Source organism: Neisseria bergeri (assembly GCA_003044455.1).
Taxonomy (GTDB): Bacteria; Pseudomonadota; Gammaproteobacteria; order Burkholderiales; family Neisseriaceae; genus Neisseria; species Neisseria bergeri.
This window is the reverse complement of record POWY01000003.1, coordinates 121,975-142,693: the sequence shown is the minus strand read 5'-3', so window position 1 is coordinate 142,693 and position 20,719 is coordinate 121,975. Positions and strand designations below refer to the sequence as shown.

Here is a 20,719-nt window from a genome sequence, read left to right as displayed (position 1 = left end):
ATGCCGTCTGAAACAGTTGAACTTTACATATAGAAATTTATGAATTTTATCCGTTCCGTCGGGGCGAAAACCCTCGGCCTTATTCAATCTCTCGGCAGTATCACGCTGTTTCTGCTGAATATTCTGGCGAAATCCGGTACGGCTTTCGTCCGTCCGCGCCTGAGCGTGCGCCAAGTGTATTTCGCCGGCGTGCTGTCGGTGCTGATTGTTGCCGTTTCGGGGCTGTTTGTCGGCATGGTCTTGGGTTTGCAGGGCTATACGCAGTTGTCGAAATTCAAATCCGCCGATATTTTGGGCTATATGGTCGCGGCTTCGCTGTTGCGCGAACTGGGTCCCGTGTTGGCGGCGATTTTGTTTGCCAGCAGCGCGGGCGGTGCGATGACCAGCGAAATCGGTTTGATGAAAACGACCGAACAGCTCGAAGCGATGAACGTGATGGCGGTAAACCCCGTCGCCCGCGTGGTTGCCCCGCGCTTTTGGGCGGGCGTGTTCTCTATGCCGCTTTTGGCTTCGATTTTTAACGTGGCGGGCATCTTCGGCGCGTATCTGGTCGGCGTGAGCTGGCTGGGCTTGGACAGCGGTATTTTCTGGTCGCAAATGCAGAACAACATTACGATACACTACGACGTAATCAACGGTCTGATTAAGTCCGCCGCGTTCGGCGTGGCGGTAACGCTGATTGCCGTGCATCAGGGCTTCCACTGCGTCCCGACCTCGGAAGGCATTTTGCGCGCCAGCACGCGTACGGTGGTTTCGTCCGCCCTGACGATTTTGGCGGTCGATTTTATATTGACCGCGTGGATGTTTACAGATTGACAGGCCGTCTGAAGACGAAACGCGGAACATCGGATATTCAAGGAACTTTAATGAAAAAGAACGTATTGGAATTTTGGGTCGGACTGTTCGTCCTGATCGGCGCGGCGGCGGTTGCCTTCCTCGCTTTCCGCGTGGCGGGCGGCGCGGCGTTCGGCGGTTCGGACAAAACCTACGCCGTTTATGCCGATTTCGGCGACATCGGCGGTTTGAAGGTCAATGCCCCCGTCAAATCCGCAGGCGTATTGGTCGGACGCGTCGGCGCTATCGGGCTTGATCCGAAATCCTATCAGGCGAAAGTCCGCCTCGATTTGGACGGCAAATATCAGTTCAGCAGCGACGTTTCCGCACAAATCCTGACTTCCGGCCTATTGGGCGAACAATATATCGGTCTGCAACAAGGCGGCGACACCGAGAATCTTGCCGCAGGCGATACCATTTCCGTTACCAGCTCCGCCATTGTTTTGGAAAACCTGATCGGCAAATTCATGACCGGCTTCGCCGAGAAAAACGCGGCGGGCGGCAACGATGCGGCAAAAACCGCCGAATAAACGTACAACACCATATTTATAGGACACTGAATCATGAAAAAAACCTCCCTTATCGGCGCACTGTGCATCGGTATTTTGAGCATCGGTATGGCGGTTGCCGCCCCTGCTGACGCGGTAAACCAAATCCGTCAAAACGCCACCCAGGTATTGAGTATCTTAAAAAGCGGCGATGCCGTTACCGCCCGCCAAAAAGCCGAAGCCTACGCGACCCCTTATTTCGATTTCCAACGCATGACCGCACTGGCGGTCGGCAACCCTTGGCGCACCGCGTCCGACGCGCAAAAACAAGCGTTGGCCAAAGAATTTCAAACCCTGCTGATCCGCACCTATTCCGGCACGATGCTGAAATTCAAAAACGCCAACGTCAATATCAAAGACAACCCCGTCGTCAATAAAGGCGGCAAAGAAATCATCGTCCGCGCCGAAATCAGGCTTTCCGGGCAGCAAGCCGTCAATATGGACTTCACCACCTACCAAAACGGCGGCAAATACCGTGCCTACAACGTCGCCATCGAAGGAGCGAGCCTGGTTACCGTGTACCGCAACCAATTCGGCGAAATCATCAAAGCGAAAGGCATCGACGGGCTGATTGCCGAGTTGAAAGCCAAAAACGGCGGCAAATAACCGACAAACCATACCGTCCGAGGGCGGTATGGGTTTTCCGAGCAAACGCTATGCATACAGAACTCAACAACGGAACACTGCACATCGGCGGCGACATAACCGTCAAAACCCTGACCGGGGACGCATTTGAGCGTTTCCGGCAGCAATGCCGTCTGAAAGAAACCATTGCCGTCGATTTCGGCGGTGTCAAACGTGCCGATTCCGCCTGCGTGTCGCTGCTGCTCGAAGTGCTGCGCGGCTGCAAAGGCAGCGTCAGGCTGACCGGCATTCCCGAATCCGTGCGCGCGCTGTCCGAACTGTACGAAATCAAAGACTGGTTGAAATCATGAAAAAAACCGCCTACGCCGTCCTCCTGCTGATCGGGTTCGCTTCTGCCCCTTCATTTGCAGAAACCCGTCCTGCCGACCCTTATGAAGGCTACAACCGCGCCGTCAGCAAGTTTAACGACCGCGCCGACCGCTACATTTTTGCTCCTGCCGCGCGCGGCTACCGCAAAGTCACGCCGAAACCCGTCCGCGCCGGCGTGTCCAATTTTTTTAACAACCTGCGCGATGTGGTCAGCTTCGGCAGCAATATCTTGCGCTTGGACATCAAACGCGCAAGCGAAGACCTCGTTCGCGTCGGCATCAATACCACCTTCGGTTTGGGCGGACTGATCGACATCGCCGGCGCGGGCGGCGTTCCCGACAATAAAAACACTTTGGGCGACACGTTTGCCTCGTGGGGATGGAAAAACAGCAATTATTTCGTGCTGCCCGTCTTAGGGCCGTCCACCGTCCGCGACGCGCTCGGCACGGGCATTACCTCCGTTTACCCGCCCAAGAATATCGTCTTCCGCACCCCCGCCGGACGTTGGGGTACGGCTGCCGCCTCCGCCGTCAGCACCCGCGAAGGCCTGCTCGATTTGACCGACAGCCTTGATGATGCCGCCATCGACAAATACAGTTATATGCGCGATTTCTATATGAAGGTCCGCGCGCGGCAGACCGGTGCAACACCTGCCGAAGGTACGGAAGATAACATCGACATCGACGAATTGGTCGAAAGTGCCGAAACCGGGGCGGCGGAAACTGCCGTTCAAGAAGATTCCGTATCCGAAACACAGGCAGAAGCAGCAGGGGAAGCCGAAACGCAACCCGGAACACAACCCTAAAGCCATGCCGTCTGAAAATCCGTGTTCGGACGGCATTCCCTTCTGTCGGAACGGACAGTCCGACACTACAGATTGGGCTATAATCCCTTTTTTGCGCATACCGCGCGACAGCAAAGGAAAAACCATGTACGAAGTCAACCGCAGCGTATTCGTCCTCATTCCGCTTGAACCCTTCTGGAACTGGCTGCAAACCCTGCCGGGCAACCACCTCGACGGACTGACCCTCGAAGACATCCAAGCCGATGCCAATTCCTACCTTGTCCGCCCGTGTGAAACCGCCGACGAAGTATGGGACGAAATCGAAGCCCGTTTTGAAGACATTTTCGCCGCCGAACTTGCCGACTGGTGCGAAGACGAACGCGAGTGGCCTGCGCTCGATGCCGACATTTTCAACGAATGGTTCGACATCCAGCTTTCTACCGTCATCACCGACCTCGAACACGAACCGCTTGCCCGCGAAGCCTTCCAACCCATCAACCTGAACTGATGAAGCTGACCGTCCGCAACTACCATCTCGACGGCTACGGTCATGTCAACAATGCGCGCTACCTCGAATTTCTCGAAGAAGCGCGCTGGGCGTTTTTTGAAGAACGCGGACTGCTGCACGAGTTGGCAGGCCTCATACTGATTGTCGCCCGCATCGACATCCGATACAGCCGTCCCGCCGTCGAAGGCGACGTATTGCAGTTTTCATGCCGTCTGAAAACCCCGGGTACGCGCCGCATTGTGCTGACTCAGAAGATTACACTGCCAAACGGCAAAACCGCCGCAGAAGCCGACATCACCCTGATGCCCGTCCACGCCGCCACACAACGCACCGTCAGCCTGCCCGCCACCCTTGCCCGCGCACTGGAAGCCTTGTCCGAATGAAAAAAATACTCACCGCCGCCGCCGTCGCACTGATCGGCATCCTCCTTGCCATCGTCCTCACCCCCGACAGCAAAACCGCGCCCGCCTTCTCCCTGCCCGACCTGCACGGAAAAACCGTTTCCAACGCCGACCTGCAAGGCAAAGTAACCCTGATTAATTTTTGGTTTCCCTCCTGTCCGGGTTGTGTGAGCGAAATGCCCAAAGTCATCAAAACGGCAAACGACTACAAAAATAAAGATTTCCAAGTCCTCGCCGTTGCCCAGCCCATCGATCCGATAGAAAGCGTCCGCCAATATGTCAAAGACTACGGTTTGCCGTTTGCCGTCATGTATGATGCGGATAAAGCCGTCGGACAGGCGTTCGGCACACAGGTTTATCCAACTTCCGTCCTTATCGGCAAAAAAGGAGAAATTCTCAAAACTTATGTCGGCGAACCCGATTTCGGCAAACTCTACCAAGAAATCGATACCGCGCTGGCACAATAGCGATGCCGTCTGAAGCGCAAAAAAAAGCAGGAACGATGTTCCTGTTTTTTTATAGTGGATTAACAAAAACCAGTACAGCGTTGCCTCGCCTTAGCTCAAAGAGAACGATTCTCTAAGGTGCTGAAGCACCAAGTAAATCATTTGTACTGTCTGCGGCTTTATCGCCTTGTCCTGATTTTTGTTAATCCACTATAGATTATCCGCCCCGACACGTTCAGACGGCATTTAATCATCCAGCAGATTCTTTTTCACCACTGCCGGATTGCCTGCCGCCAAAGAGTAGGGCGGAATGTCTTTTGTAACCACCGCGCCTGCGCCCACGACCGAACCGCGTCCGACGGTTACGCCCGCCATCACAATCACCCTGCGCCCCAGCCAGACATCGTCCTCCAACGTAATCGGACGGATTTCCGTGTAGCCCTCAAAGCGTTTGTTTTCACGGTCAAACTTGTGGTTGGTTGAATAGAACAGGCATTCCGGCCCCATCATCACATTTTTGCCAACCACCAGCCCACGGCAGATTTCACAGTTTACCCCGATGCCCGAGCCGTCGCCCAAAACCGTATCCGGAAACACATACGCCCCGCGTTCGATATTGACTCCGCGTCCGATATGCGGAGAAACCCGCCGTGCCAGAAATACGCGTACGCTTTTGCCGATGATGCCGATGCCGCGCATATGAGACGGCGGCAATAGGGAACCGGCGAAGCGCAGCAGCAGGGAAAAAAACTTCACCCTCATAAAACCTCCTTCAGAGTAACCTTTTTGCATTTTATCGAATATACTCTTGACGTAACAACAGAAAATAGAGAGAATGTCGAACTTGTCTGTAGCATAGGTACATCCCCTATGCCCGCTTTTTTGAAAGGAAATCAAATGAAACAAGGTATTCACCCGAACTACCACGAAGTTAACGTTACCTGCTCTTGCGGCAACAAATTTGTAACCAAATCCGCGATGGAAAAAGAAAACTTCAACATCGAGGTTTGCTCCCTGTGCCACCCGTTCTATACCGGCACCCAAAAAATCGTCGATACCACCGGCCGCGTGGACAAATTCAACAACAAATTCGGCAACCTGTTCAAACGCTGATTGCCGCTTTGCAAGAATTAAGCCCTGCCATCATTTCGATGGCAGGGCTTTTTAATATTTGGCACACTGACTTCTTATCTATATAGTGGATTAACAAAAATCAGGACAAGGCGACGAAGCCGCAGACAGTACAAATAGTACGGAACCGATTCACTTGGTGCTTCAGCACCTTAGAGAATCGTTCTCTTTGAGCTAAGACGAGGCAACGCCGTACTGGTTTTTGTTAATCCACTATATTTTGACGGGGTTGAAGTTGACATCTACAAGGTTTAATGTTTGAATACATTCAAAAATATATTTGAATGAGATGTTTTATGATTCAAAATGTCGTTACTTCAATAATCCTGTATTCTGGGACAGCCGTAGACTTACTTATTATCCTAATGTTATTTTTTGCCAAAAGAAAAAGCAGAAAAGACATCATTAACATCTATTTAGGACAATTTCTAGGCTCTGTTAGTCTGATATTGCTAAGTTTGCTTTTTGCATTTGTCTTAGATTATATTCCTAGTAAAGAGATTTTAGGTTTGCTCGGCTTTATTCCAATTTTCCTAGGCATCAAAGTTTTGCTTTTAGGAGATTCTGATGGAGAGGCTATTGCCAAAGAGGGTTTGCGCAAAGATAATAAAAACCTGATTTTTCTAGTCGCTATGATTACTTTTGCAAGTTGTGGTGCTGACAATATTGGTGTCTTTGTCCCATATTTTACTACCTTAAATTTAGCGAATTTGATAGTGGCTTTACTTACCTTTCTAGTCATGATTTATCTCTTGGTTTTTTCTGCCCAAAAATTGGCACAAGTCCCTTCTGTCGGAGAAACTTTGGAAAAATATAGCAGATGGTTTGTTGCCGTTGTTTATTTAGGATTGGGGATATATATCCTGATTGGAAACAACAGTTTTGATATGCTATGGACTGTGTTGGGCCGGGAAAAAATATTATGAAAAAGATAGTATCTGCAAAGACTGCCCTGTGCAGTCTTTTTTGTTGCCGGTCTTTTTGTGTCTGATGCCGTCTGAAGCAGTCTCTGCACGACCTTTGTGCGAATATTTGCTACACTTGGCAATCCGTCCATTTCTTCTCACGCTTATGCTGACCTATACCCCGCCCGATGCCCGCCCGCCCGCCAAAACCCACGAAAAGCCGTGGCTGCTGCTGTTGATGGCGTTTGCCTGGTTGTGGCCCGGCGTGTTTTCCCACGATTTGTGGAATCCTGACGAACCTGCCGTCTATACCGCCGTCGAAGCATTGGCAGGCAGCCCCACCCCCTTGGTTGCCCATCTGTTCGGGAATGCCGATTTCGGCATACCGCCCGTGTATCTTTGGGTTGCCGCCGCGTTCAAACATTTGCTGTCGCCGTGGGCTGCCGACCCGTATGATGCCGCACGCTTTGCCGGCGTGTTTTTCGCCGTTGTCGGGCTGACTTCCTGCGGCTTTGCCGGTTTCAACTTTTTGGGCAGACACCACGGGCGCAGCGTTGTTTTAATCCTTATCGGCTGTATCGGGCTGATTCCGGTTGCCCATTTCCTCAATCCCGCTGCCGCCGCCTTTGCCGCCGCCGGACTGGTGCTGCACGGCTACTCGCTGGTACGCCGGCGCGTGATTGCCGCCTCTTTCTTGCTCGGTACGGGTTGGACGCTGATGTCGCTGGCGGCAGCTTATCCGGCAGTATTTGCCCTGATGCTGCCCTTGCCCGTACTGATGTTTTTCCGTCCGTGGCAAAGCAGGCGTTTGATGTTGACGGCAGTCGCCTCGCTTGCCTTTGCCCTGCCGCTTATGACCGTTTACCCGCTGCTGTTGGCAAAAACGCAGCCCGCGCTGTTCGCGCAATGGCTCGACTATCACGTTTTCGGTACGTTCGGCGGCGTGCGGCACGTTCAGACGGCATTTAGTTTGTTTTACTATCTGAAAAACCTGCTTTGGTTTGCATTGCCTGCGCTGCCGCTGGCGGTTTGGACGGTTTGCCGCACGCGCCTGTTTTCGACCGACTGGGGGATTTTGGGCGTTGTGTGGATGCTTGCCGTTTTGGTGCTGCTCGCCGCCAATCCGCAGCGTTTTCAGGACAACCTCGTTTGGCTGCTGCCGCCGCTCGCCCTGTTCGGCGCGGCGCAACTGGACAGCCTGAGGCGCGGCGCGGCGGCGTTTGTCAACTGGTTCGGCATTATGGCGTTCGGACTGTTTGCCGTGTTCCTGTGGACGGGCTTTTTTGCGATGAATTACGGCTGGCCCGCCAAGCTTGCCGAACGTGCCGCCTATTTCAGCCCGTATTATGTTCCTGATATCGATCCCATTCCGATGGCGGTTGCCGTACTGTTCACACCCTTGTGGCTGTGGGCGATTACCCGGAAAAACATACGCGGCAGGCAGGCGGTTACCAACTGGGCGGCAGGCGTTACCCTGACCTGGGCTTTGCTGATGACGCTGTTCCTGCCGTGGCTGGACGCGGCGAAAAGCCACGCGCCCGTCGTCCGGAGTATGGAGGCATCGCTTTCCCCGGAATTGAAATGGGAGCTTTCAGACGGCATCGAGTGTATCGGCATAGACAGCGGCGACCTGCACACGCGGATTGTTTGGACGCAGTACGGCACATTGCCGCACCGCGTCGGCGATGTACAATGCCGCTACCGCATCGTCCGCCTGCCCCAAAACGCGGATGCGCTGCAAGGCTGGCAGACGGTTTGGCAGGGTGCGCGCCCGCGCAACAAAGACAGTAAGTTCGCACTGATACGGAAAACCGGGGAAAATATATTAAAAACAACAGATTGAGCCGAATTTCTGGATTAAGTGCCGGAAATCGCGTATAATTACGCGATTAAACCTTTATAAATCAGCCGTTTTACAGGCATCACACAGGAGCGACAATTATTATGATGACCCTCTATTCCGGCATTACCTGCCCCTTCAGCCACCGCTGCCGCTTCGTTTTGTACGAAAAAGGTATGGATTTTGAAATCAAAGATGTCGATATTTACAACAAGCCCGAAGACCTCGCCGTCATGAACCCGTACAACCAAGTCCCTGTGCTGGTCGAGCGCGATTTGGTGCTGCACGAGTCCAACATCATCAACGAATACATCGACGAACGCTTCCCTCATCCGCAGCTTATGCCCGGCGATCCCGTTATGCGCGGCCGGGGCCGGCTGGTGCTGTACCGTATGGAAAAAGAATTGTTCAACCACGTCCAAGTGTTGGAAAACCCCGCCGCCACCAACAAGGAACAGGCAAAAGCGCGCGAAGCCATCGGCAACGGTCTGACCATGCTCGCCCCTTCGTTCAGCAAAAGCAAATACATTCTCGGCGAAGATTTTTCTATGATTGATGTCGCCCTGGCCCCGCTGCTGTGGCGGCTCGACCACTACGATGTCAAACTGGGCAAAAGTGCCGCGCCGCTGCTCAAATACGCCGAGCGCATCTTCCAACGCGAAGCCTTTATCGACGCGCTGACACCTGCGGAAAAGGCGATGCGCAAATAAGTTTGAAATGCCTGTAAAACCTGACGGTTTCAGGCATTTCTATATTCAGGCACATTATGGGGAGCATTATGACTACTTCCACCAAACCCTATATCCTCCGCGCACTTTGCGAATGGTGCAGCGACAACAGCCTCACACCGCACATCCTTGTCCGGGTCAACGAACACACGCGCGTTCCTATGCAGTATGTCCGCGACAACGAAATTATGCTCAACATCGGCGCGACCGCCACGCAAAACCTTCAAATCGACAACGATTGGATCAGTTTTTCCGCCCGTTTCGGCGGACAGGCGCACGACATATGGATACCTGTCGGACACGTCCTCAGCCTTTTCGCACGGGAGACCGGCGAAGGTATGGGGTTTGAATTGGAGGAGTACCGCCCCGACGCGCCGTCTGAAAACACCTCTGCCGAAACCGCGCCCAGGCCCGCCAAAAAAGGCTTGAAATTGGTCAAATAAATCTATGCCGTCTGAACGGAATCGTGTTTCAGACGGCATTTTGTCCGATGGGGCGCAAACGGAATCCGTTTATCGGCAAAACCCGTTTCGGCGTATCGGAACCGTGTTGCCCCTGCCGATTCGATATTGGGACATTATTGCATCAGCATCAGAGTGCAATTATGGTGCAGCTAACCAAGCGATAGAGCAGCAACGCCAAGCAGAGCGGCAGATACAGCGGCAGAAGCAGAGTATAGGTTTGGGTATTGGATAGCGAGAATTACATAATAAGATAAAAAATAAATCCCAGTACTGTAATTACTAAAACGGTTAAAAAGTTTTTTAGTTTTCTCTTTATACCATTTTCTTTCCAAGGTTTGAACTCTGTTAAATCAACAATGAAATCAACAATTGAGTCAAAAAGTGCTGAAAAAAAATTCATCAAATACTCCTGTGGAAAACCCTGTTGCTAGTAGCAACAGGGTGTCAGATTGTTACAGACCCATCAAGGTCATTGTAACAGGAGAACGCCAACGAGCAGCGGCAGTTGCTGCGCATGAGCGTGTTGCAAAATTTTTATAAATATCATCAAACCATGAAAATGCCGTCTGAACCTGCGATACGGGCTTCAGACGGCATTTTGTCCGATATTCGGGCAATCAGGCGGTCAGTACGGCTTTCAGGATTTTGTTGACTTCGCCCATATCGGCTTTGCCGGCGAGACGGGTTTTCAATACGCCCATCACTTTGCCCATATCCGCCATACCTGCCGCGCCGGTTTCGGCAACGGCGGCTTCGACCGCAGTACGGATTTCTCCGGCGGAGAGCATTTGCGGCAGGTAGCGGTGCAGTACCTCGATTTCGGCGTTTTCTTTGTCTGCCAAATCCTGGCGGCCGGCTTCAGTGTAGATTTTCGCGCTGTCTTTGCGCTGTTTGACCATTTTGGTCAGGATGGCGGTGATTTTGGCATCGTCGGCTTCGGTGCGTTCGTCCACTTCAAACTGTTTGACTGCGGCGTTGATAAGGCGGATGGTGCCGAGGGAAACTTGGTCTTTGGCGCGCATCGCGGTTTTCATGTCTTCGGTAAGGCGGATTTTCAGGCTCATAATGTCCTCGCTGGGATGTCGGATGGAAACGGCGGGTTTCGATGCCGTCTGAAAAGCAAAACACACCGCAGAGCAGGTCTTGCGGTGTGTCCTCATATCACAGGGCTGACCTGTAATCTGTACTTGAACGTTTAGTACATTTTGGGCGGCAGTTGTTGGCTGCGCAGGCGTTTTTGCAGGCGTTTTACGGCTGCCGCTTTTTTGCGTTTGCGTTCGGTAGTCGGTTTTTCGTAGGCTTCGCGGGCGCGCAGCTCGGTCAGCAGGCCGGTTTTTTCTACGGCGCGTTTGAAACGGCGCATAGCGACTTCAAATGGTTCATTCTCTTTTACGCGGATTGCAGGCATTTTATTTCCTTTAATAAATTCGGTTGTTGCATCTGCCCATCATATCGGTGGAAAGGGTAGGGCAGACGGTGTTGTAGGTTTTCCGTATCGCTGTGCCTTTCGGCGGGCGGGATACGCGCCGTGACGGAAACATCACCTCCTAACGGGTCGGCTTATGCCGTGTCAAGCTGCTTGAGAAAGCAGGAAAAACAATTTTCGGATTGTCTTATATTTATGGTTCGCCGTCAATGCCGTTCGGGATAAAAATGCCGTCTGAAAGGCCGGGCGGGTTTCAGACGGCATCGGTACGTCAGCGTGCAGGAACGGTGCCCATACGCTGTTTGAGCGGTATGTGCGGCGTGCCGAAGAGGGAGGCGTAGTAGGCGGCATTGGTCATCACTTTTTTGACATAGTCGCGCGTTTCGGAAAACGGGATGGTTTCGGCATATACCGCGCCTTCGAGGGGCGTGTCCGCCTGCCATCGGCGCGCCCTGCCGGGGCCGGCGTTATAGCCTGCGGTGGCGAGGACTTCGTTGTTTTGCAGGCGGCGTTTGGTGTCCGCCATATACCACGTCCCCATACGGATATTGCCGTCGGCGGTGTAAAGTTGTGCGGCATCCATACCGATTTTGCCGGCGATTTCGCGCGCGGTGGCAGGCATGACTTGCATCAGCCCCTGCGCGCCCACGCCTGATTGCGCGCCCATGACGAAACGGCTTTCTTGACGAATCAGGCCGTAAACCCACGCCGGATCGACATCGGCATTTTGCGCGTGGCGGATTACCGTGTCTTTAAACGGAGAAATGTAGCGCAATGTGTAGTTGAGTTTATGGTCGGTGCGTTCTGCGCTGTTGATCGCCATGTCGTAAAACTTGTGGTCGAACGCGGTTTGCGCGGCGGTCAGCAGGTTGTCCTCATCGAAGCCGCGTGTGGCAAAACGCCATTCCGCCTGAGCCTGACGGCGCATTTTTGCATCGCCGGCAGATTGGCTGTTTTGGAACAATACCAGTGCGCGTTTGACTGCACCGTCTTCCGACATGCGGCGGACGCTGTTTGTATCGGCATCGGGAACATTGTTGCGCGTATCGATTTTCCGACCCAACTCTTCCCCTGCCAGTACGGCATAAAAATTTCTACCTGTTGCGGCTGCCTGTTCATAGAGTTTTGCTGCCTGCTGCAAGTTGCCCAGCGCAGCATGGCTGCGTGCCAGCCAGTAGAGCCAGGTCGGGCTTTTTTGCAGTTTTTCGGACATATGCGAGATAACGGAAGCTAGTTCGTCCCAACGTCGGGCACGCATGGCGGCACGGGCGTACCATTCGATTTGGTCGTCGGTCAGTTGTCTGCGGTCGGAAACTTTGCCGTAATAGTCTAAGGCGGCGGGTATATTGAGGTTTTGCGACTGATAATGCCCCAATACGCCCCACGCGAAACTGCTCTGTTCGGGGCTTAAACTGCTTTCCATTTCGGACAGCAGGGCGGCGGCATTCGGCGATTTACGCGCCTCTTTACCGATGACGTTCAACAGGGCGTATTCGCGCGAACCTTGTGTGCTGCCGTCAAACGGGCTGCCCAATGCGGCCGACAGATTGCGTGCGTCCGTGGTTTGGCTGTTGGCCAACAGTCCGCGAACGCGCCTCCAGGCATCGTTGCCGTCCAACAAGCCGGATGCGGCTGCCTGTTCCAACAGTTTGGTGCAGCCCGAAGGCAGTTTGCCCGTATTTTTAACCAGTTCGGTGGCACGCGTATAGTCGTTGCGGCTTGAATCGGCGTAGCATTCGACTTCTTGGGCGCGTCCTTCAGGTTTGAGTTTGGCATATTCCTGTGCAAACAGCGTCCACTGTCTGCGCGCGCCCAAAGACTTCAGCCACTCGTTGCGGACATTTTCCGCCATCGCGCTGTCGCCGGCGTTTTCCAAATAGGCGGCGACTGCCGCATCGTTTTTCTGTTTCACTGCATCCAGTGCGGACGGGTAGCCGCCGTAATCTGCCAGCGTTTTTCCTTCGGGTTCGGCAGGGCGGGTGGGAACGCTTGCCGAAAGACCGGCAGTTTCTATATTGTCTGCCGGGGTCTTGCCGCCGGGCGCGTGTGTCGAAGAACACGCGGCAAGCACCAGGGCCGCCAGCAGCGGCAGGGAATGCTTCATAGAGGGTAGGTACATCGGATTTCCTTAAGAATCGGAACCCTGAACGGTCAGGGTTGGAAAAGACAAAATGCCGTCTGAACAGGTGTTTGCCCGAATTATATGCCGAAACTGCACCGCCTTTGGAACGCTTTTCCGTTATAAAATATATTTTTCAATAATTTACCGTTTGGACGCGTGCCGCTGCCGCTTTCCGTTTCAGACGGCATTGTCCGAAATGGTTGCCCGCTTCCTGCTTTATTGACAAAAAAACGCTTTCCCGATAATATCCTACGAAAATTAACCTGCCGATTTGACACAGCTTGCGGGCATAACAGCTAAAGCGTTCCGACAATTTCAGCTTTATCTTCCGCGCCCGTTGTGTCCGACATCGGGCTTTGTTTTATGGGAAAGACAATGATTATTTTGGACAAGGTTTCCAAGCATTACCAAACGCGCGACAAGACCCGTTTTGCCGCCGTCGAGCCGACCAGCCTCGAAATCCGCGACGGCGAAATTTTCGGGCTGATGGGCTATTCCGGCGCGGGCAAATCCACCCTGTTGCGGCTGATTAACCTGTTGGAACGTCCCGACACGGGCAAGGTCAACGTCTGCGGACAAGAGCTGACCGCGCTCGATGCCGCCGCATTGCGTCAGGCGCGGCAGAATATCGGCATGGTGTTTCAGCAGTTTAATCTTTTGAGCAACCGCACCGTTGCCGACAATGTCGCCTTCCCGTTGGAAATCGCCGGTTGGCCGTCTGAAAAAATCAAAGCGCGTGTCAAAGAATGCCTCGAAATCGTCGGCCTGACCGAACGCGCCGGCCACTACCCCGCTCAACTCTCCGGCGGACAAAAACAGCGCGTCGGTATCGCCCGCGCACTCGCGTCCAAACCCCAAGTCATCCTCGCCGACGAACCCACTTCCGCCCTCGATCCCGCCACCACGCGCAGCGTCTTGGAATGTTTGGAAGACATCAACAAACGATTCAACGTAACCATCGTCATCGTAACCCACGAAATGAGCGTCATCAGACGACTGTGCGACCGCGCCGCCCTCTTGGACAAAGGCAAAGTCGTCGAAATCGTCGAAGTACGCGGCAACCAAATCCACGCCCAATCGGAAATCGGGCGCGAACTCATCAGAGAGGACTGAAATGGCAGACCTGACCTTCCAACAAGCCGCCGCCAACATCATCGGTATGAAAGGCGAAATCGTCCGCGCCTTGGGCGAAACCTTCGTGATGGTCGGCTTGTCCACCACATTCGCCGTCGTTTTCGGCACGCTGCTGGGCGTGTTGCTTTTCGTAACTTCCAGCCGCCAACTGCATTACAACAAGCCGGTGAACTTCCTGCTCGACAACCTCGTCAATCTCATGCGCGCCTTCCCCTTCGTCATCCTGATGATTGCGATGATACCTGCGACCCGCGCCATCGTCGGCAGCACCATCGGCCCGGTTGCCGCTTCGCTGGTGTTGAGCGTGTCAGGATTGTTTTATTTTGCCCGACTGGTAGAACAAAACCTGCGCGAAGTCCCCAAAGGCGTGATTGAAGCCGCCGCCGCGATGGGTGCGCCTCCGGTTGCCATCGTCCGCAAAGTCCTCTTAAACGAAGCGCGCGCGGGTATGGTTTCCAGCATCACCGTCCTTGCCATCGGGCTTTTGTCATACAGCGCGGCGGCAGGCATGATAGGCGGCGGCGGCTTGGGCGACCTCGCCATCCGCTACGGCTACTACCGCTACCAAACCGAAGTCATCGTCTTCATCGTTGCCCTCCTCGTGCTGCTGGTCATCCTGATTCAAAGCACCGGCAACGCGTTGGCGCGGAAACTCGACAAGCGTTGAACCCGAATGCCGTCTGAACGCCAAAACCTCCACCGCTATCCCAAAAATGCTATAAAATCCCACTTCTCACGGCAAATGCCGTCTGAACGCCGAATCCGGACGGCAGGGTTTCCTGCCCGTCATTTTTGTTTGAAACCGCCACAACATCAGGAGAAAATATGAAAACCTTCTTCAAAACCCTTTCCGCCGCCGCACTCGCGCTCATCCTCGCCGCCTGCGGCGGCCAACAGGACAGCGCGCCCGCAGCCTCTGCCGCCGCTCCTTCTGCCGACAACGGCGCGGAGAAAAAAGAAATCGTCTTCGGCACGACCGTCGGCGACTTCGGCGATATGGTCAAAGAGCAAATCCAAGCCGAGCTGGAGAAAAAAGGATATACCGTCAAACTGGTTGAATTTACCGACTATGTGCGCCCGAATCTGGCATTGGCGGAGGGCGAGTTGGACATCAACATCTTCCAACACAAACCCTATCTTGACGATTTCAAAAAAGAACACAATCTGGACATTACAGAAGCCTTCCAAGTGCCGACCGCACCTTTGGGATTGTATCCGGGCAAGCTGAAATCGCTGGAAGAAGTCAAAGACGGCAGCACCGTATCCGCGCCCAACGACCCGTCCAACTTCGCACGCGCCTTGGTGATGCTGAACGAACTGGGTTGGATTAAACTCAAAGACGGCATCAATCCGCTGACCGCATCCAAAGCGGATATTGCCGAAAACCTGAAAAACATCAAAATCGTCGAGCTTGAAGCCGCGCAACTGCCGCGCAGCCGCGCCGACGTGGATTTTGCCGTCGTCAACGGCAACTACGCCATAAGCAGCGGCATGAAGCTGACCGAAGCCCTGTTCCAAGAACCGAGCTTTGCCTATGTCAACTGGTCTGCCGTAAAAACCACCGACAAAGACAGCCAATGGCTTAAAGACGTAACCGAGGCCTACAACTCCGACGCGTTCAAAGCCTACGCGCACAAACGCTTCGAGGGCTACAAATACCCTGCCGCATGGAATGAAGGCGCAGCCAAATAAATCGGAAACGGTGCGTGAAAAATGCCGTCCGAACACAGTTCGGACGGCATTTTTTGAATGCGGCGGCAATTTTGCAGAAGAGGGTTTTATAGTAGATTAACAAAAACCGGTACGGCGTTGCCTCGCCTTAGCTCAAAGAGAACGATTCTCTAAGGTGCTGAAGCACCGAGTGAATCGGTTCCGTACTATCTGTACTGTCTGCGGCTTCGTCGCCTTGTCCTGATTTTTGTTAATCCACTATATATCCGGCCGAACCGCAAGCACACTTTCGCCATTCCCGAAAAGGCAGAAATCCGGAAGGTTGGGTTTGCTGCCGTTTCCAATCAAACAAGGACGGGCAAATGCCGTCTGAACCGTATCCGTGTTCAGACGGCATTTTTGTCCTTTAATCCGCCATTCCCTGCCATTCCGCCGAATCCGGCGTATCGATTCCGAAAAGCGACAAAGCGTGTGCGACACTGTGCGCCACCACGTCGTCCGCCGTCTGCGGCTTGCGGTACATCGCAGGAACAGGGGGAAACACCACGCCGCCCATTTCCGTTACCCGCTTCATATTGTCCAAATGGGCAAGGTTCAGCGGCGTTTCGCGTACCATCAGCACCAGCCGCCGCCTTTCCTTCAAAACCACATCCGCCGCACGCGTCAAGAGGTTGTCGCCGAAGCCGTGCGCGACCGAGGCAAGCGTCCGCATCGAACAGGGGGCGACCAGCATCCCGTCCGTTTTAAACGTACCGCTGGCAATGCACGCCCCGATATTGCCGACAGGGTGGACAACGTCCGCCAAGGCATACACTTCGTCTTTCGCATAAGCCGTTTCCGAAGCGCGCGCCATCTCCGCCCCTTTTGACACCACAAGGTGCGTTTCGACTCCCTGCGCGCGCAAAAGTTCCAAAGCCTTTACGCCGTATTGGAAACCGCTCGCCCCGCTGATGCCGACAATCAAACGCCGTACCATCTCCGCCTCCCCCATAAAACCGCCTGCAACGGCAAACCGGCTATTATAGTGAAAAAACAGAAATCCGATAAACACGGATACAAATTGTCGGCAACACCCAATATCCGATAAAATACCCGATTTAACATCCTATCTGAATAGGCACGGGAGGGCGGTATGGCAAAAGTAAAAGGCGGATTGGGGCGCGGATTGGATTCGCTGCTCGCCAACGGCGCGGACAACAGCAGCGGCGACCGGCTGACTGCGGTTGCGGTTAAAGATATCCGGCCCGGCCGCTATCAGGCGCGTGTTCAAATCGATGACGAAGCCTTGCAGGAGCTGGCGGATTCGATTAAGGCGCAAGGCGTGATACAACCCGTCATCGTGCGCGAACACGGACTGTCCCGATACGAACTGATTGCAGGCGAACGCCGTTGGCGCGCCGCACAGATTGCCGGCCTGTCCGAAATCCCCGCCGTTATCAAAACCATCAGCGACGAAACCGCGCTGGCAATGGGTTTGATTGAAAACCTCCAGCGCGAAAACCTCAACCCCATCGAAGAAGCACAAGGCTTGAAACGCCTTGCCGACGAGTTCGGGCTGACCCACGAAACCATAGCCAAAGCCGTCGGCAAAAGCCGAAGCGCGATTTCCAACAGCCTGCGCCTTTTAAGCCTGCCCGAACCCGTGCAGGAAATGCTTTACCAACGCCGCCTGGAAATGGGGCATGCCCGTGCGTTGCTGACCCTCCCCGTCGTAGAACAGCTCGAGTTGGCGCAAAAGGCCGTTAAAAACGGCTGGTCGGTGCGCGAAGTCGAACGCCGCAGCCAAGCCGCCCTTCAAAACAAACGTCCCGAGCCCAAAAAAACTGCCGCCGCCGACCTCGGCCGCCTGAATGATTTGCTGACTGAAAAACTGGGTGTCAACGCCGAAATCAAAACCGCCAACCACAAAAAAGGCAAAATTGTCCTGCATTTCGACACGCCCGAAACCTTCGACCACATTTTGAAGCAGTTGGGCATAGATTACCGGCCTTAATTTTGCGGGATATGCCGTCTGAAACATAAAACGTAAAGAAATTCGGACAAACTTTCCAATAATCTGTAATTATATGTAATGTGTGTTAGAATAACACCTGCTGCCGTTATTCAGGCGGCGGGCGCGGCGGATTGGGATACGTTGTTTCACAAAGATTAACTGTCGCTTGACGTAATAAGGCTTCTAAATTATATTAGCCGCGCCTCAAATCCGAGGCGGAAACATTCCCTTTATGAAGCAGATTATCATCCTACAATCCGCCGTATTGTCCATATGCGCCGCAGTTGCCTTTGCCGTATGGGGTTTTGCCGGATTCCTTTCGGCGGTCGGGGGCGGTTTGTCCTATCTGCTTCCCACGTTTGTTGCAGTTTTACTTTTAAAACTTTTCAGGGGAAACCCCTTTCTGCAAAGCAGGATGTTCGTCTTCGGAGAGATTTTAAAAGTAGTGCTGTCGCTGTTGTCCATGTTCGCCGTATTTGCAATATGGCATCAATCGCTGGTGTTCGCCCCGTTTCTGATGGGGCTACTCGGTGTCAGCCATCTGGTTTTTTTAGTATTGTTGAGAGTGAAAGATTATGGCAGGTGAAACCATTACCGCTGCCGACTACATCAAGCACCACTTGCAGAGCTTGACCAGTTTGTCGGATGTTACTCAGGGTCAGGGACTGAAAAACATTGCTGATTTTTCGTTTATTAACCTTGATGCCGTCTTTTTTGCCGTCCTGTTGGGCGTAATTGGCAGCTTCCTGTTGTGGCGTGGTGCAAAAAAAGCAACAGCAGGCGTCCCCGGGCGTTTCCAGGCTGCGGTGGAAATCCTGTTCGAGTTTGTGGACGATATGTGTAAGAGCATCATTCACAACGAAAAGTCTAGAAAAGCCGTCGCGCCGTTGGGTCTGACGCTGTTTGTTTGGATTTTCCTGATGAACGCGATGGATATGCTGCCGGTCGATTTGCTGCCGATGGTATGGCAGGGCATTACCGGCAATCATCACGCCCTGCTGCGCGTCGTACCGACTGCCGATTTGAACACCACTTTGGCACTCGCTGTTGGCGTGTTGCTGATTTGTATCTATTACAACATCAAAATCAAAGGATTGGGCGGATGGTTTCACGAGTTGTTCAGTGCGCCGTTCGGTGCAAAACTCGCACCTGCGAACTTTCTGTTGAACTTGGTCGAGTTTCTTTCTAAAACCGTATCCCACGGTATGCGGTTGTTCGGCAATATGTATGCGGGCGAATTGGTATTCTTGCTGATAGCCTTGCTTGGCGGTGCTTGGGCGGCTTCCGGCAGTGTTGAAGTCATGGATCCGATTCTGTTTGTATTCCACATCATTGCCGGTTTGGCATGGGCGATTTTCCATATTTTGGTGATTACCCTGCAGGCGTTTATTTTCATGGCGTTGGCGTTCGTCTATATCGGGCAGGCGCACGATGCACACTGATTTTCCCAAGTAGTTTGTTTTTGTAGTTTAACCTTTGTTTCTTTAAGGAGTTTAAAATGGGTTTGATTGCTATCGCATGTGGTTTGATCGTTGCATTGGGTGCATTGGGTGCATCTATCGGTATCGCAATGGTCGGTTCTAAATATTTGGAATCTTCTGCTCGTCAACCTGAGCTGATTGGTCCGCTGCAAACCAAACTGTTCCTGATTGCAGGTCTGATTGATGCCGCATTCTTGATCGGTGTGGCTATTGCCCTGTTGTTCGCCTTCGTTAACCCGTTTGGTACTGGTGCTGCGTAATCAAGGCGGAGAAATCCGTTCAGATACAGGCTTACCGTCTATTTGATTAACCCGGATACGAAGGTTAAGTAACGTGAATATCAATGCAACATTATTCGCTCAAATCATCGTCTTTTTCGGTTTGGTATGGTTTACCATGAAATTTGTGTGGCCGCCGATTGCAAAAGCTTTGGATGAGCGTGCCGCAAAAGTCGCCGAAGGCTTGGCAGCTGCCGAGCGCGGTAAGAGCGACTTTGAGCAGGCAGAGAAAAAAGTTGCAGAACTCTTGGCAGAAGGGCGTCATCAGGTAACCGAAATGGTTGCCAACGCCGAAAAACGTGCCGCCAAAATTGTCGAAGAAGCCAAAGAACAGGCTTCTTCAGAGGCGGCGCGCATTGCAGCTCAGGCAAAGGCCGATGTGGAGCAGGAATTGTTCCGCGCACGCGAATCCCTGCGCGAGCAGGTTGCCGTGTTGGCTGTCAAAGGTGCCGAATCTATTTTGCGCAGCGAAGTCGATGCTTCCAAACACGCAAAACTGCTCGATACCCTGAAACAGGAGCTGTAATCTTATGGCAGAGTTCGCAACGATTGCCAGACCTTATGCAAAGGCATTGTTCGGTTTGGCTCAGGAAAAAAACCAAATTGAGTCTTGGTTGGGCGGACTGGAAAAACTTGCGGCGGTTGTTCAGGAAGGGAAGGTGGCTTCATTGATTGACCGTCCTGAAACGGATGCTTCAGAAAAAGCAGATATCCTCATCGATTTGGTCGGTTTGAAAGACAAGGAGTTGAAAAACTTTGTTATCGTCTTGGCCGGGCAGAAACGTTTGTCGGTATTGCCGGAAGTATATGCTCAATATCAAGACTTGACCTTATCATTCAACCATATCAAATCTGCCGTCATTTACAGTGCCTATCCGTTGACCGACAAACAGGTCGGCGAGTTGGCGCAAATGCTGAATAAGCGTTTCGACAGCGAGCTGAAAATCTCTGTCGAAATCGAACCGGAGCTGATTGGCGGCATAAAAGTTGAAGTGGGAGATCAGGTTTTGGATTTGTCTGTACAAGGCAAACTGAGTGCCTTGTACACGACTATGACGAATTAGGAGAGTT

29 protein-coding genes are annotated in these 20,719 nt (G+C 53.1%); 24 read left to right on the top strand and 5 right to left on the bottom strand.

Annotated features, from left to right (window positions below; translation table 11 throughout):
• Positions 1–39 precede the first annotated feature (39 nt).
• From mlaE to DBY86_RS05110, 8 genes are all read left to right on the top strand, one after another.
• On the top strand, positions 40–816 hold the full coding sequence (gene mlaE, locus DBY86_RS05145) for a lipid asymmetry maintenance ABC transporter permease subunit MlaE (RefSeq protein ID WP_002218077.1): 777 nt from the start codon (positions 40–42) through the stop codon (positions 814–816).
• Positions 817–866: 50 nt separating this feature from the next.
• Complete coding sequence (mlaD, locus tag DBY86_RS05140; RefSeq protein WP_107819156.1) at positions 867–1,364, top strand: outer membrane lipid asymmetry maintenance protein MlaD; 498 nt, start codon at positions 867–869, stop codon at positions 1,362–1,364.
• A gap of 33 nt (positions 1,365–1,397) precedes the next feature.
• Complete coding sequence (locus tag DBY86_RS05135) at positions 1,398–1,988, top strand: MlaC/ttg2D family ABC transporter substrate-binding protein (RefSeq protein ID WP_107819155.1); 591 nt, start codon at positions 1,398–1,400, stop codon at positions 1,986–1,988.
• Between the two features lie 50 nt (positions 1,989–2,038).
• Positions 2,039–2,317 carry an STAS domain-containing protein gene (locus tag DBY86_RS05130; protein ID WP_096108914.1) on the top strand — a complete coding sequence of 93 codons (279 nt, stop codon included), beginning with the start codon at positions 2,039–2,041 and terminating at the stop codon, positions 2,315–2,317.
• Positions 2,314–3,141 (top strand): MlaA family lipoprotein, encoded by an 828-nt coding sequence (locus DBY86_RS05125; protein WP_096108915.1) that lies wholly within the window; start codon positions 2,314–2,316, stop codon positions 3,139–3,141. Before DBY86_RS05130 ends, DBY86_RS05125 begins: the two co-directional genes overlap by 4 nt.
• A 124-nt stretch (positions 3,142–3,265) precedes the next feature.
• Positions 3,266–3,628, top strand: a complete 363-nt coding sequence (locus tag DBY86_RS05120; RefSeq protein ID WP_002229974.1) for a hypothetical protein — start codon at positions 3,266–3,268, stop codon at positions 3,626–3,628.
• Entirely contained in the window at positions 3,628–4,011 is a 384-nt protein-coding gene (locus tag DBY86_RS05115; protein ID WP_234403391.1) for an acyl-CoA thioesterase, read from the top strand. The genes DBY86_RS05120 and DBY86_RS05115 overlap by 1 nt, the downstream gene beginning before the upstream one ends.
• Positions 4,008–4,496, top strand: coding sequence for a peroxiredoxin family protein (locus tag DBY86_RS05110; protein ID WP_107819154.1), 489 nt, complete (start codon positions 4,008–4,010; stop codon positions 4,494–4,496). Before DBY86_RS05115 ends, DBY86_RS05110 begins: the two co-directional genes overlap by 4 nt.
• Positions 4,497–4,721: 225 nt before the next feature.
• On the opposite strand, the gene DBY86_RS05105 is transcribed toward DBY86_RS05110, so the two are convergent.
• Positions 4,722–5,237: an acyltransferase gene (locus DBY86_RS05105; RefSeq protein WP_107819153.1), complete on the bottom strand. Its 516-nt coding sequence runs from the start codon at positions 5,235–5,237 to the stop codon at positions 4,722–4,724.
• 135 nt (positions 5,238–5,372) lie between these two features.
• Between DBY86_RS05105 and rpmE the strand changes: the two genes are divergently transcribed.
• From rpmE to DBY86_RS05075, 6 genes are all read left to right on the top strand, one after another.
• Entirely contained in the window at positions 5,373–5,588 is a 216-nt protein-coding gene (gene rpmE, locus DBY86_RS05100; RefSeq protein ID WP_003713538.1) for a 50S ribosomal protein L31, read from the top strand.
• 314 nt (positions 5,589–5,902) lie between these two features.
• Entirely contained in the window at positions 5,903–6,532 is a 630-nt protein-coding gene (locus DBY86_RS05095) for a CadD family cadmium resistance transporter (protein ID WP_199901051.1), read from the top strand.
• Between the two features lie 64 nt (positions 6,533–6,596).
• Positions 6,597–8,354 carry an ArnT family glycosyltransferase gene (locus DBY86_RS05090; RefSeq protein WP_159068550.1) on the top strand — a complete coding sequence of 586 codons (1,758 nt, stop codon included), beginning with the start codon at positions 6,597–6,599 and terminating at the stop codon, positions 8,352–8,354.
• Positions 8,355–8,455: 101 nt separating this feature from the next.
• Positions 8,456–9,061, top strand: a complete 606-nt coding sequence (locus DBY86_RS05085) for a glutathione S-transferase N-terminal domain-containing protein (RefSeq protein ID WP_003711050.1) — start codon at positions 8,456–8,458, stop codon at positions 9,059–9,061.
• A gap of 68 nt (positions 9,062–9,129) precedes the next feature.
• A complete protein-coding gene (locus DBY86_RS05080; RefSeq protein ID WP_107819211.1) occupies positions 9,130–9,522 on the top strand; it encodes a ClpXP protease specificity-enhancing factor in 393 nt (130 codons plus the stop codon).
• A gap of 4 nt (positions 9,523–9,526) precedes the next feature.
• Entirely contained in the window at positions 9,527–9,775 is a 249-nt protein-coding gene (locus DBY86_RS05075; protein ID WP_107819150.1) for a hypothetical protein, read from the top strand.
• Between the two features lie 385 nt (positions 9,776–10,160).
• Here DBY86_RS05075 and DBY86_RS05070 read toward each other — a convergent pair whose 3' ends face one another.
• The 3 genes from DBY86_RS05070 to ltgA all read right to left on the bottom strand — a co-directional run bounded on the left by DBY86_RS05070 (position 10,161) and on the right by ltgA (position 13,088).
• On the bottom strand, positions 10,161–10,607 hold the full coding sequence (locus DBY86_RS05070; RefSeq protein ID WP_002240080.1) for a GatB/YqeY domain-containing protein: 447 nt from the start codon (positions 10,605–10,607) through the stop codon (positions 10,161–10,163).
• Between the two features lie 131 nt (positions 10,608–10,738).
• Complete coding sequence (rpsU, locus tag DBY86_RS05065) at positions 10,739–10,951, bottom strand: 30S ribosomal protein S21 (RefSeq protein WP_002214819.1); 213 nt, start codon at positions 10,949–10,951, stop codon at positions 10,739–10,741.
• A gap of 289 nt (positions 10,952–11,240) precedes the next feature.
• Complete coding sequence (gene ltgA, locus DBY86_RS05060) at positions 11,241–13,088, bottom strand: lytic transglycosylase LtgA (RefSeq protein WP_107819149.1); 1,848 nt, start codon at positions 13,086–13,088, stop codon at positions 11,241–11,243.
• Between the two features lie 52 nt (positions 13,089–13,140).
• Here ltgA and DBY86_RS05055 point away from each other — a divergent pair, with 52 nt between their 5' ends.
• The 4 genes from DBY86_RS05055 to DBY86_RS05040 all read left to right on the top strand — a co-directional run bounded on the left by DBY86_RS05055 (position 13,141) and on the right by DBY86_RS05040 (position 15,917).
• Positions 13,141–13,314 (top strand): hypothetical protein, encoded by a 174-nt coding sequence (locus DBY86_RS05055; protein WP_234403390.1) that lies wholly within the window; start codon positions 13,141–13,143, stop codon positions 13,312–13,314.
• 152 nt (positions 13,315–13,466) lie between these two features.
• On the top strand, positions 13,467–14,204 hold the full coding sequence (locus DBY86_RS05050; RefSeq protein WP_107819148.1) for a methionine ABC transporter ATP-binding protein: 738 nt from the start codon (positions 13,467–13,469) through the stop codon (positions 14,202–14,204).
• Position 14,205: 1 nt separating this feature from the next.
• On the top strand, positions 14,206–14,892 hold the full coding sequence (locus DBY86_RS05045; protein WP_107819147.1) for a methionine ABC transporter permease: 687 nt from the start codon (positions 14,206–14,208) through the stop codon (positions 14,890–14,892).
• A gap of 158 nt (positions 14,893–15,050) precedes the next feature.
• Complete coding sequence (locus tag DBY86_RS05040) at positions 15,051–15,917, top strand: MetQ/NlpA family ABC transporter substrate-binding protein (protein ID WP_107819146.1); 867 nt, start codon at positions 15,051–15,053, stop codon at positions 15,915–15,917.
• A gap of 385 nt (positions 15,918–16,302) precedes the next feature.
• Here the strand turns inward: DBY86_RS05040 and DBY86_RS05035 are convergent, their stop codons facing one another.
• Positions 16,303–16,872: a UbiX family flavin prenyltransferase gene (locus DBY86_RS05035; protein ID WP_107819210.1), complete on the bottom strand. Its 570-nt coding sequence runs from the start codon at positions 16,870–16,872 to the stop codon at positions 16,303–16,305.
• A gap of 156 nt (positions 16,873–17,028) precedes the next feature.
• Between DBY86_RS05035 and DBY86_RS05025 the strand changes: the two genes are divergently transcribed.
• From DBY86_RS05025 to DBY86_RS05000, 6 genes are all read left to right on the top strand, one after another.
• Positions 17,029–17,889: a ParB/RepB/Spo0J family partition protein gene (locus DBY86_RS05025; RefSeq protein ID WP_107819145.1), complete on the top strand. Its 861-nt coding sequence runs from the start codon at positions 17,029–17,031 to the stop codon at positions 17,887–17,889.
• A gap of 232 nt (positions 17,890–18,121) precedes the next feature.
• Positions 18,122–18,475: an ATP synthase subunit I gene (locus tag DBY86_RS05020; RefSeq protein WP_107819144.1), complete on the top strand. Its 354-nt coding sequence runs from the start codon at positions 18,122–18,124 to the stop codon at positions 18,473–18,475.
• Positions 18,465–19,331 carry a F0F1 ATP synthase subunit A gene (gene atpB, locus DBY86_RS05015; RefSeq protein WP_002214802.1) on the top strand — a complete coding sequence of 289 codons (867 nt, stop codon included), beginning with the start codon at positions 18,465–18,467 and terminating at the stop codon, positions 19,329–19,331. Before DBY86_RS05020 ends, atpB begins: the two co-directional genes overlap by 11 nt.
• Positions 19,332–19,387: 56 nt before the next feature.
• Positions 19,388–19,630 (top strand): F0F1 ATP synthase subunit C, encoded by a 243-nt coding sequence (atpE, locus tag DBY86_RS05010; RefSeq protein WP_003708448.1) that lies wholly within the window; start codon positions 19,388–19,390, stop codon positions 19,628–19,630.
• Positions 19,631–19,703: 73 nt separating this feature from the next.
• Entirely contained in the window at positions 19,704–20,174 is a 471-nt protein-coding gene (locus tag DBY86_RS05005) for a F0F1 ATP synthase subunit B (RefSeq protein ID WP_107819143.1), read from the top strand.
• Positions 20,175–20,178: 4 nt separating this feature from the next.
• On the top strand, positions 20,179–20,712 hold the full coding sequence (locus DBY86_RS05000) for a F0F1 ATP synthase subunit delta (protein WP_107819142.1): 534 nt from the start codon (positions 20,179–20,181) through the stop codon (positions 20,710–20,712).
• The last annotated feature ends 7 nt before the right edge of the window (positions 20,713–20,719 follow it).

What these genes read in the sequence shown, in the direction of transcription:
- mlaE (WP_002218077.1), top strand. Translation starts at nt 40, where the DNA reads ATGAATTTTATCCGTTCCGTCGGGGCGAAAACCCTCGGCCTTATTCAA.
- mlaD (WP_107819156.1), top strand. Translation starts at nt 867, where the DNA reads ATGAAAAAGAACGTATTGGAATTTTGGGTCGGACTGTTCGTCCTGATC.
- DBY86_RS05135 (WP_107819155.1), top strand. Translation starts at nt 1,398, where the DNA reads ATGAAAAAAACCTCCCTTATCGGCGCACTGTGCATCGGTATTTTGAGC.
- DBY86_RS05130 (WP_096108914.1), top strand. Translation starts at nt 2,039, where the DNA reads ATGCATACAGAACTCAACAACGGAACACTGCACATCGGCGGCGACATA.
- DBY86_RS05125 (WP_096108915.1), top strand. Translation starts at nt 2,314, where the DNA reads ATGAAAAAAACCGCCTACGCCGTCCTCCTGCTGATCGGGTTCGCTTCT.
- DBY86_RS05120 (WP_002229974.1), top strand. Translation starts at nt 3,266, where the DNA reads ATGTACGAAGTCAACCGCAGCGTATTCGTCCTCATTCCGCTTGAACCC.
- DBY86_RS05115 (WP_234403391.1), top strand. Translation starts at nt 3,628, where the DNA reads ATGAAGCTGACCGTCCGCAACTACCATCTCGACGGCTACGGTCATGTC.
- DBY86_RS05110 (WP_107819154.1), top strand. Translation starts at nt 4,008, where the DNA reads ATGAAAAAAATACTCACCGCCGCCGCCGTCGCACTGATCGGCATCCTC.
- DBY86_RS05105 (WP_107819153.1), bottom strand. Translation starts at nt 5,237, where the DNA reads ATGAGGGTGAAGTTTTTTTCCCTGCTGCTGCGCTTCGCCGGTTCCCTA.
- rpmE (WP_003713538.1), top strand. Translation starts at nt 5,373, where the DNA reads ATGAAACAAGGTATTCACCCGAACTACCACGAAGTTAACGTTACCTGC.
- DBY86_RS05095 (WP_199901051.1), top strand. Translation starts at nt 5,903, where the DNA reads ATGATTCAAAATGTCGTTACTTCAATAATCCTGTATTCTGGGACAGCC.
- DBY86_RS05090 (WP_159068550.1), top strand. Translation starts at nt 6,597, where the DNA reads ATGCCGTCTGAAGCAGTCTCTGCACGACCTTTGTGCGAATATTTGCTA.
- DBY86_RS05085 (WP_003711050.1), top strand. Translation starts at nt 8,456, where the DNA reads ATGATGACCCTCTATTCCGGCATTACCTGCCCCTTCAGCCACCGCTGC.
- DBY86_RS05080 (WP_107819211.1), top strand. Translation starts at nt 9,130, where the DNA reads ATGACTACTTCCACCAAACCCTATATCCTCCGCGCACTTTGCGAATGG.
- DBY86_RS05075 (WP_107819150.1), top strand. Translation starts at nt 9,527, where the DNA reads ATGCCGTCTGAACGGAATCGTGTTTCAGACGGCATTTTGTCCGATGGG.
- DBY86_RS05070 (WP_002240080.1), bottom strand. Translation starts at nt 10,607, where the DNA reads ATGAGCCTGAAAATCCGCCTTACCGAAGACATGAAAACCGCGATGCGC.
- rpsU (WP_002214819.1), bottom strand. Translation starts at nt 10,951, where the DNA reads ATGCCTGCAATCCGCGTAAAAGAGAATGAACCATTTGAAGTCGCTATG.
- ltgA (WP_107819149.1), bottom strand. Translation starts at nt 13,088, where the DNA reads ATGTACCTACCCTCTATGAAGCATTCCCTGCCGCTGCTGGCGGCCCTG.
- DBY86_RS05055 (WP_234403390.1), top strand. Translation starts at nt 13,141, where the DNA reads ATGCCGTCTGAACAGGTGTTTGCCCGAATTATATGCCGAAACTGCACC.
- DBY86_RS05050 (WP_107819148.1), top strand. Translation starts at nt 13,467, where the DNA reads ATGATTATTTTGGACAAGGTTTCCAAGCATTACCAAACGCGCGACAAG.
- DBY86_RS05045 (WP_107819147.1), top strand. Translation starts at nt 14,206, where the DNA reads ATGGCAGACCTGACCTTCCAACAAGCCGCCGCCAACATCATCGGTATG.
- DBY86_RS05040 (WP_107819146.1), top strand. Translation starts at nt 15,051, where the DNA reads ATGAAAACCTTCTTCAAAACCCTTTCCGCCGCCGCACTCGCGCTCATC.
- DBY86_RS05035 (WP_107819210.1), bottom strand. Translation starts at nt 16,872, where the DNA reads ATGGTACGGCGTTTGATTGTCGGCATCAGCGGGGCGAGCGGTTTCCAA.
- DBY86_RS05025 (WP_107819145.1), top strand. Translation starts at nt 17,029, where the DNA reads ATGGCAAAAGTAAAAGGCGGATTGGGGCGCGGATTGGATTCGCTGCTC.
- DBY86_RS05020 (WP_107819144.1), top strand. Translation starts at nt 18,122, where the DNA reads ATGAAGCAGATTATCATCCTACAATCCGCCGTATTGTCCATATGCGCC.
- atpB (WP_002214802.1), top strand. Translation starts at nt 18,465, where the DNA reads ATGGCAGGTGAAACCATTACCGCTGCCGACTACATCAAGCACCACTTG.
- atpE (WP_003708448.1), top strand. Translation starts at nt 19,388, where the DNA reads ATGGGTTTGATTGCTATCGCATGTGGTTTGATCGTTGCATTGGGTGCA.
- DBY86_RS05000 (WP_107819142.1), top strand. Translation starts at nt 20,179, where the DNA reads ATGGCAGAGTTCGCAACGATTGCCAGACCTTATGCAAAGGCATTGTTC.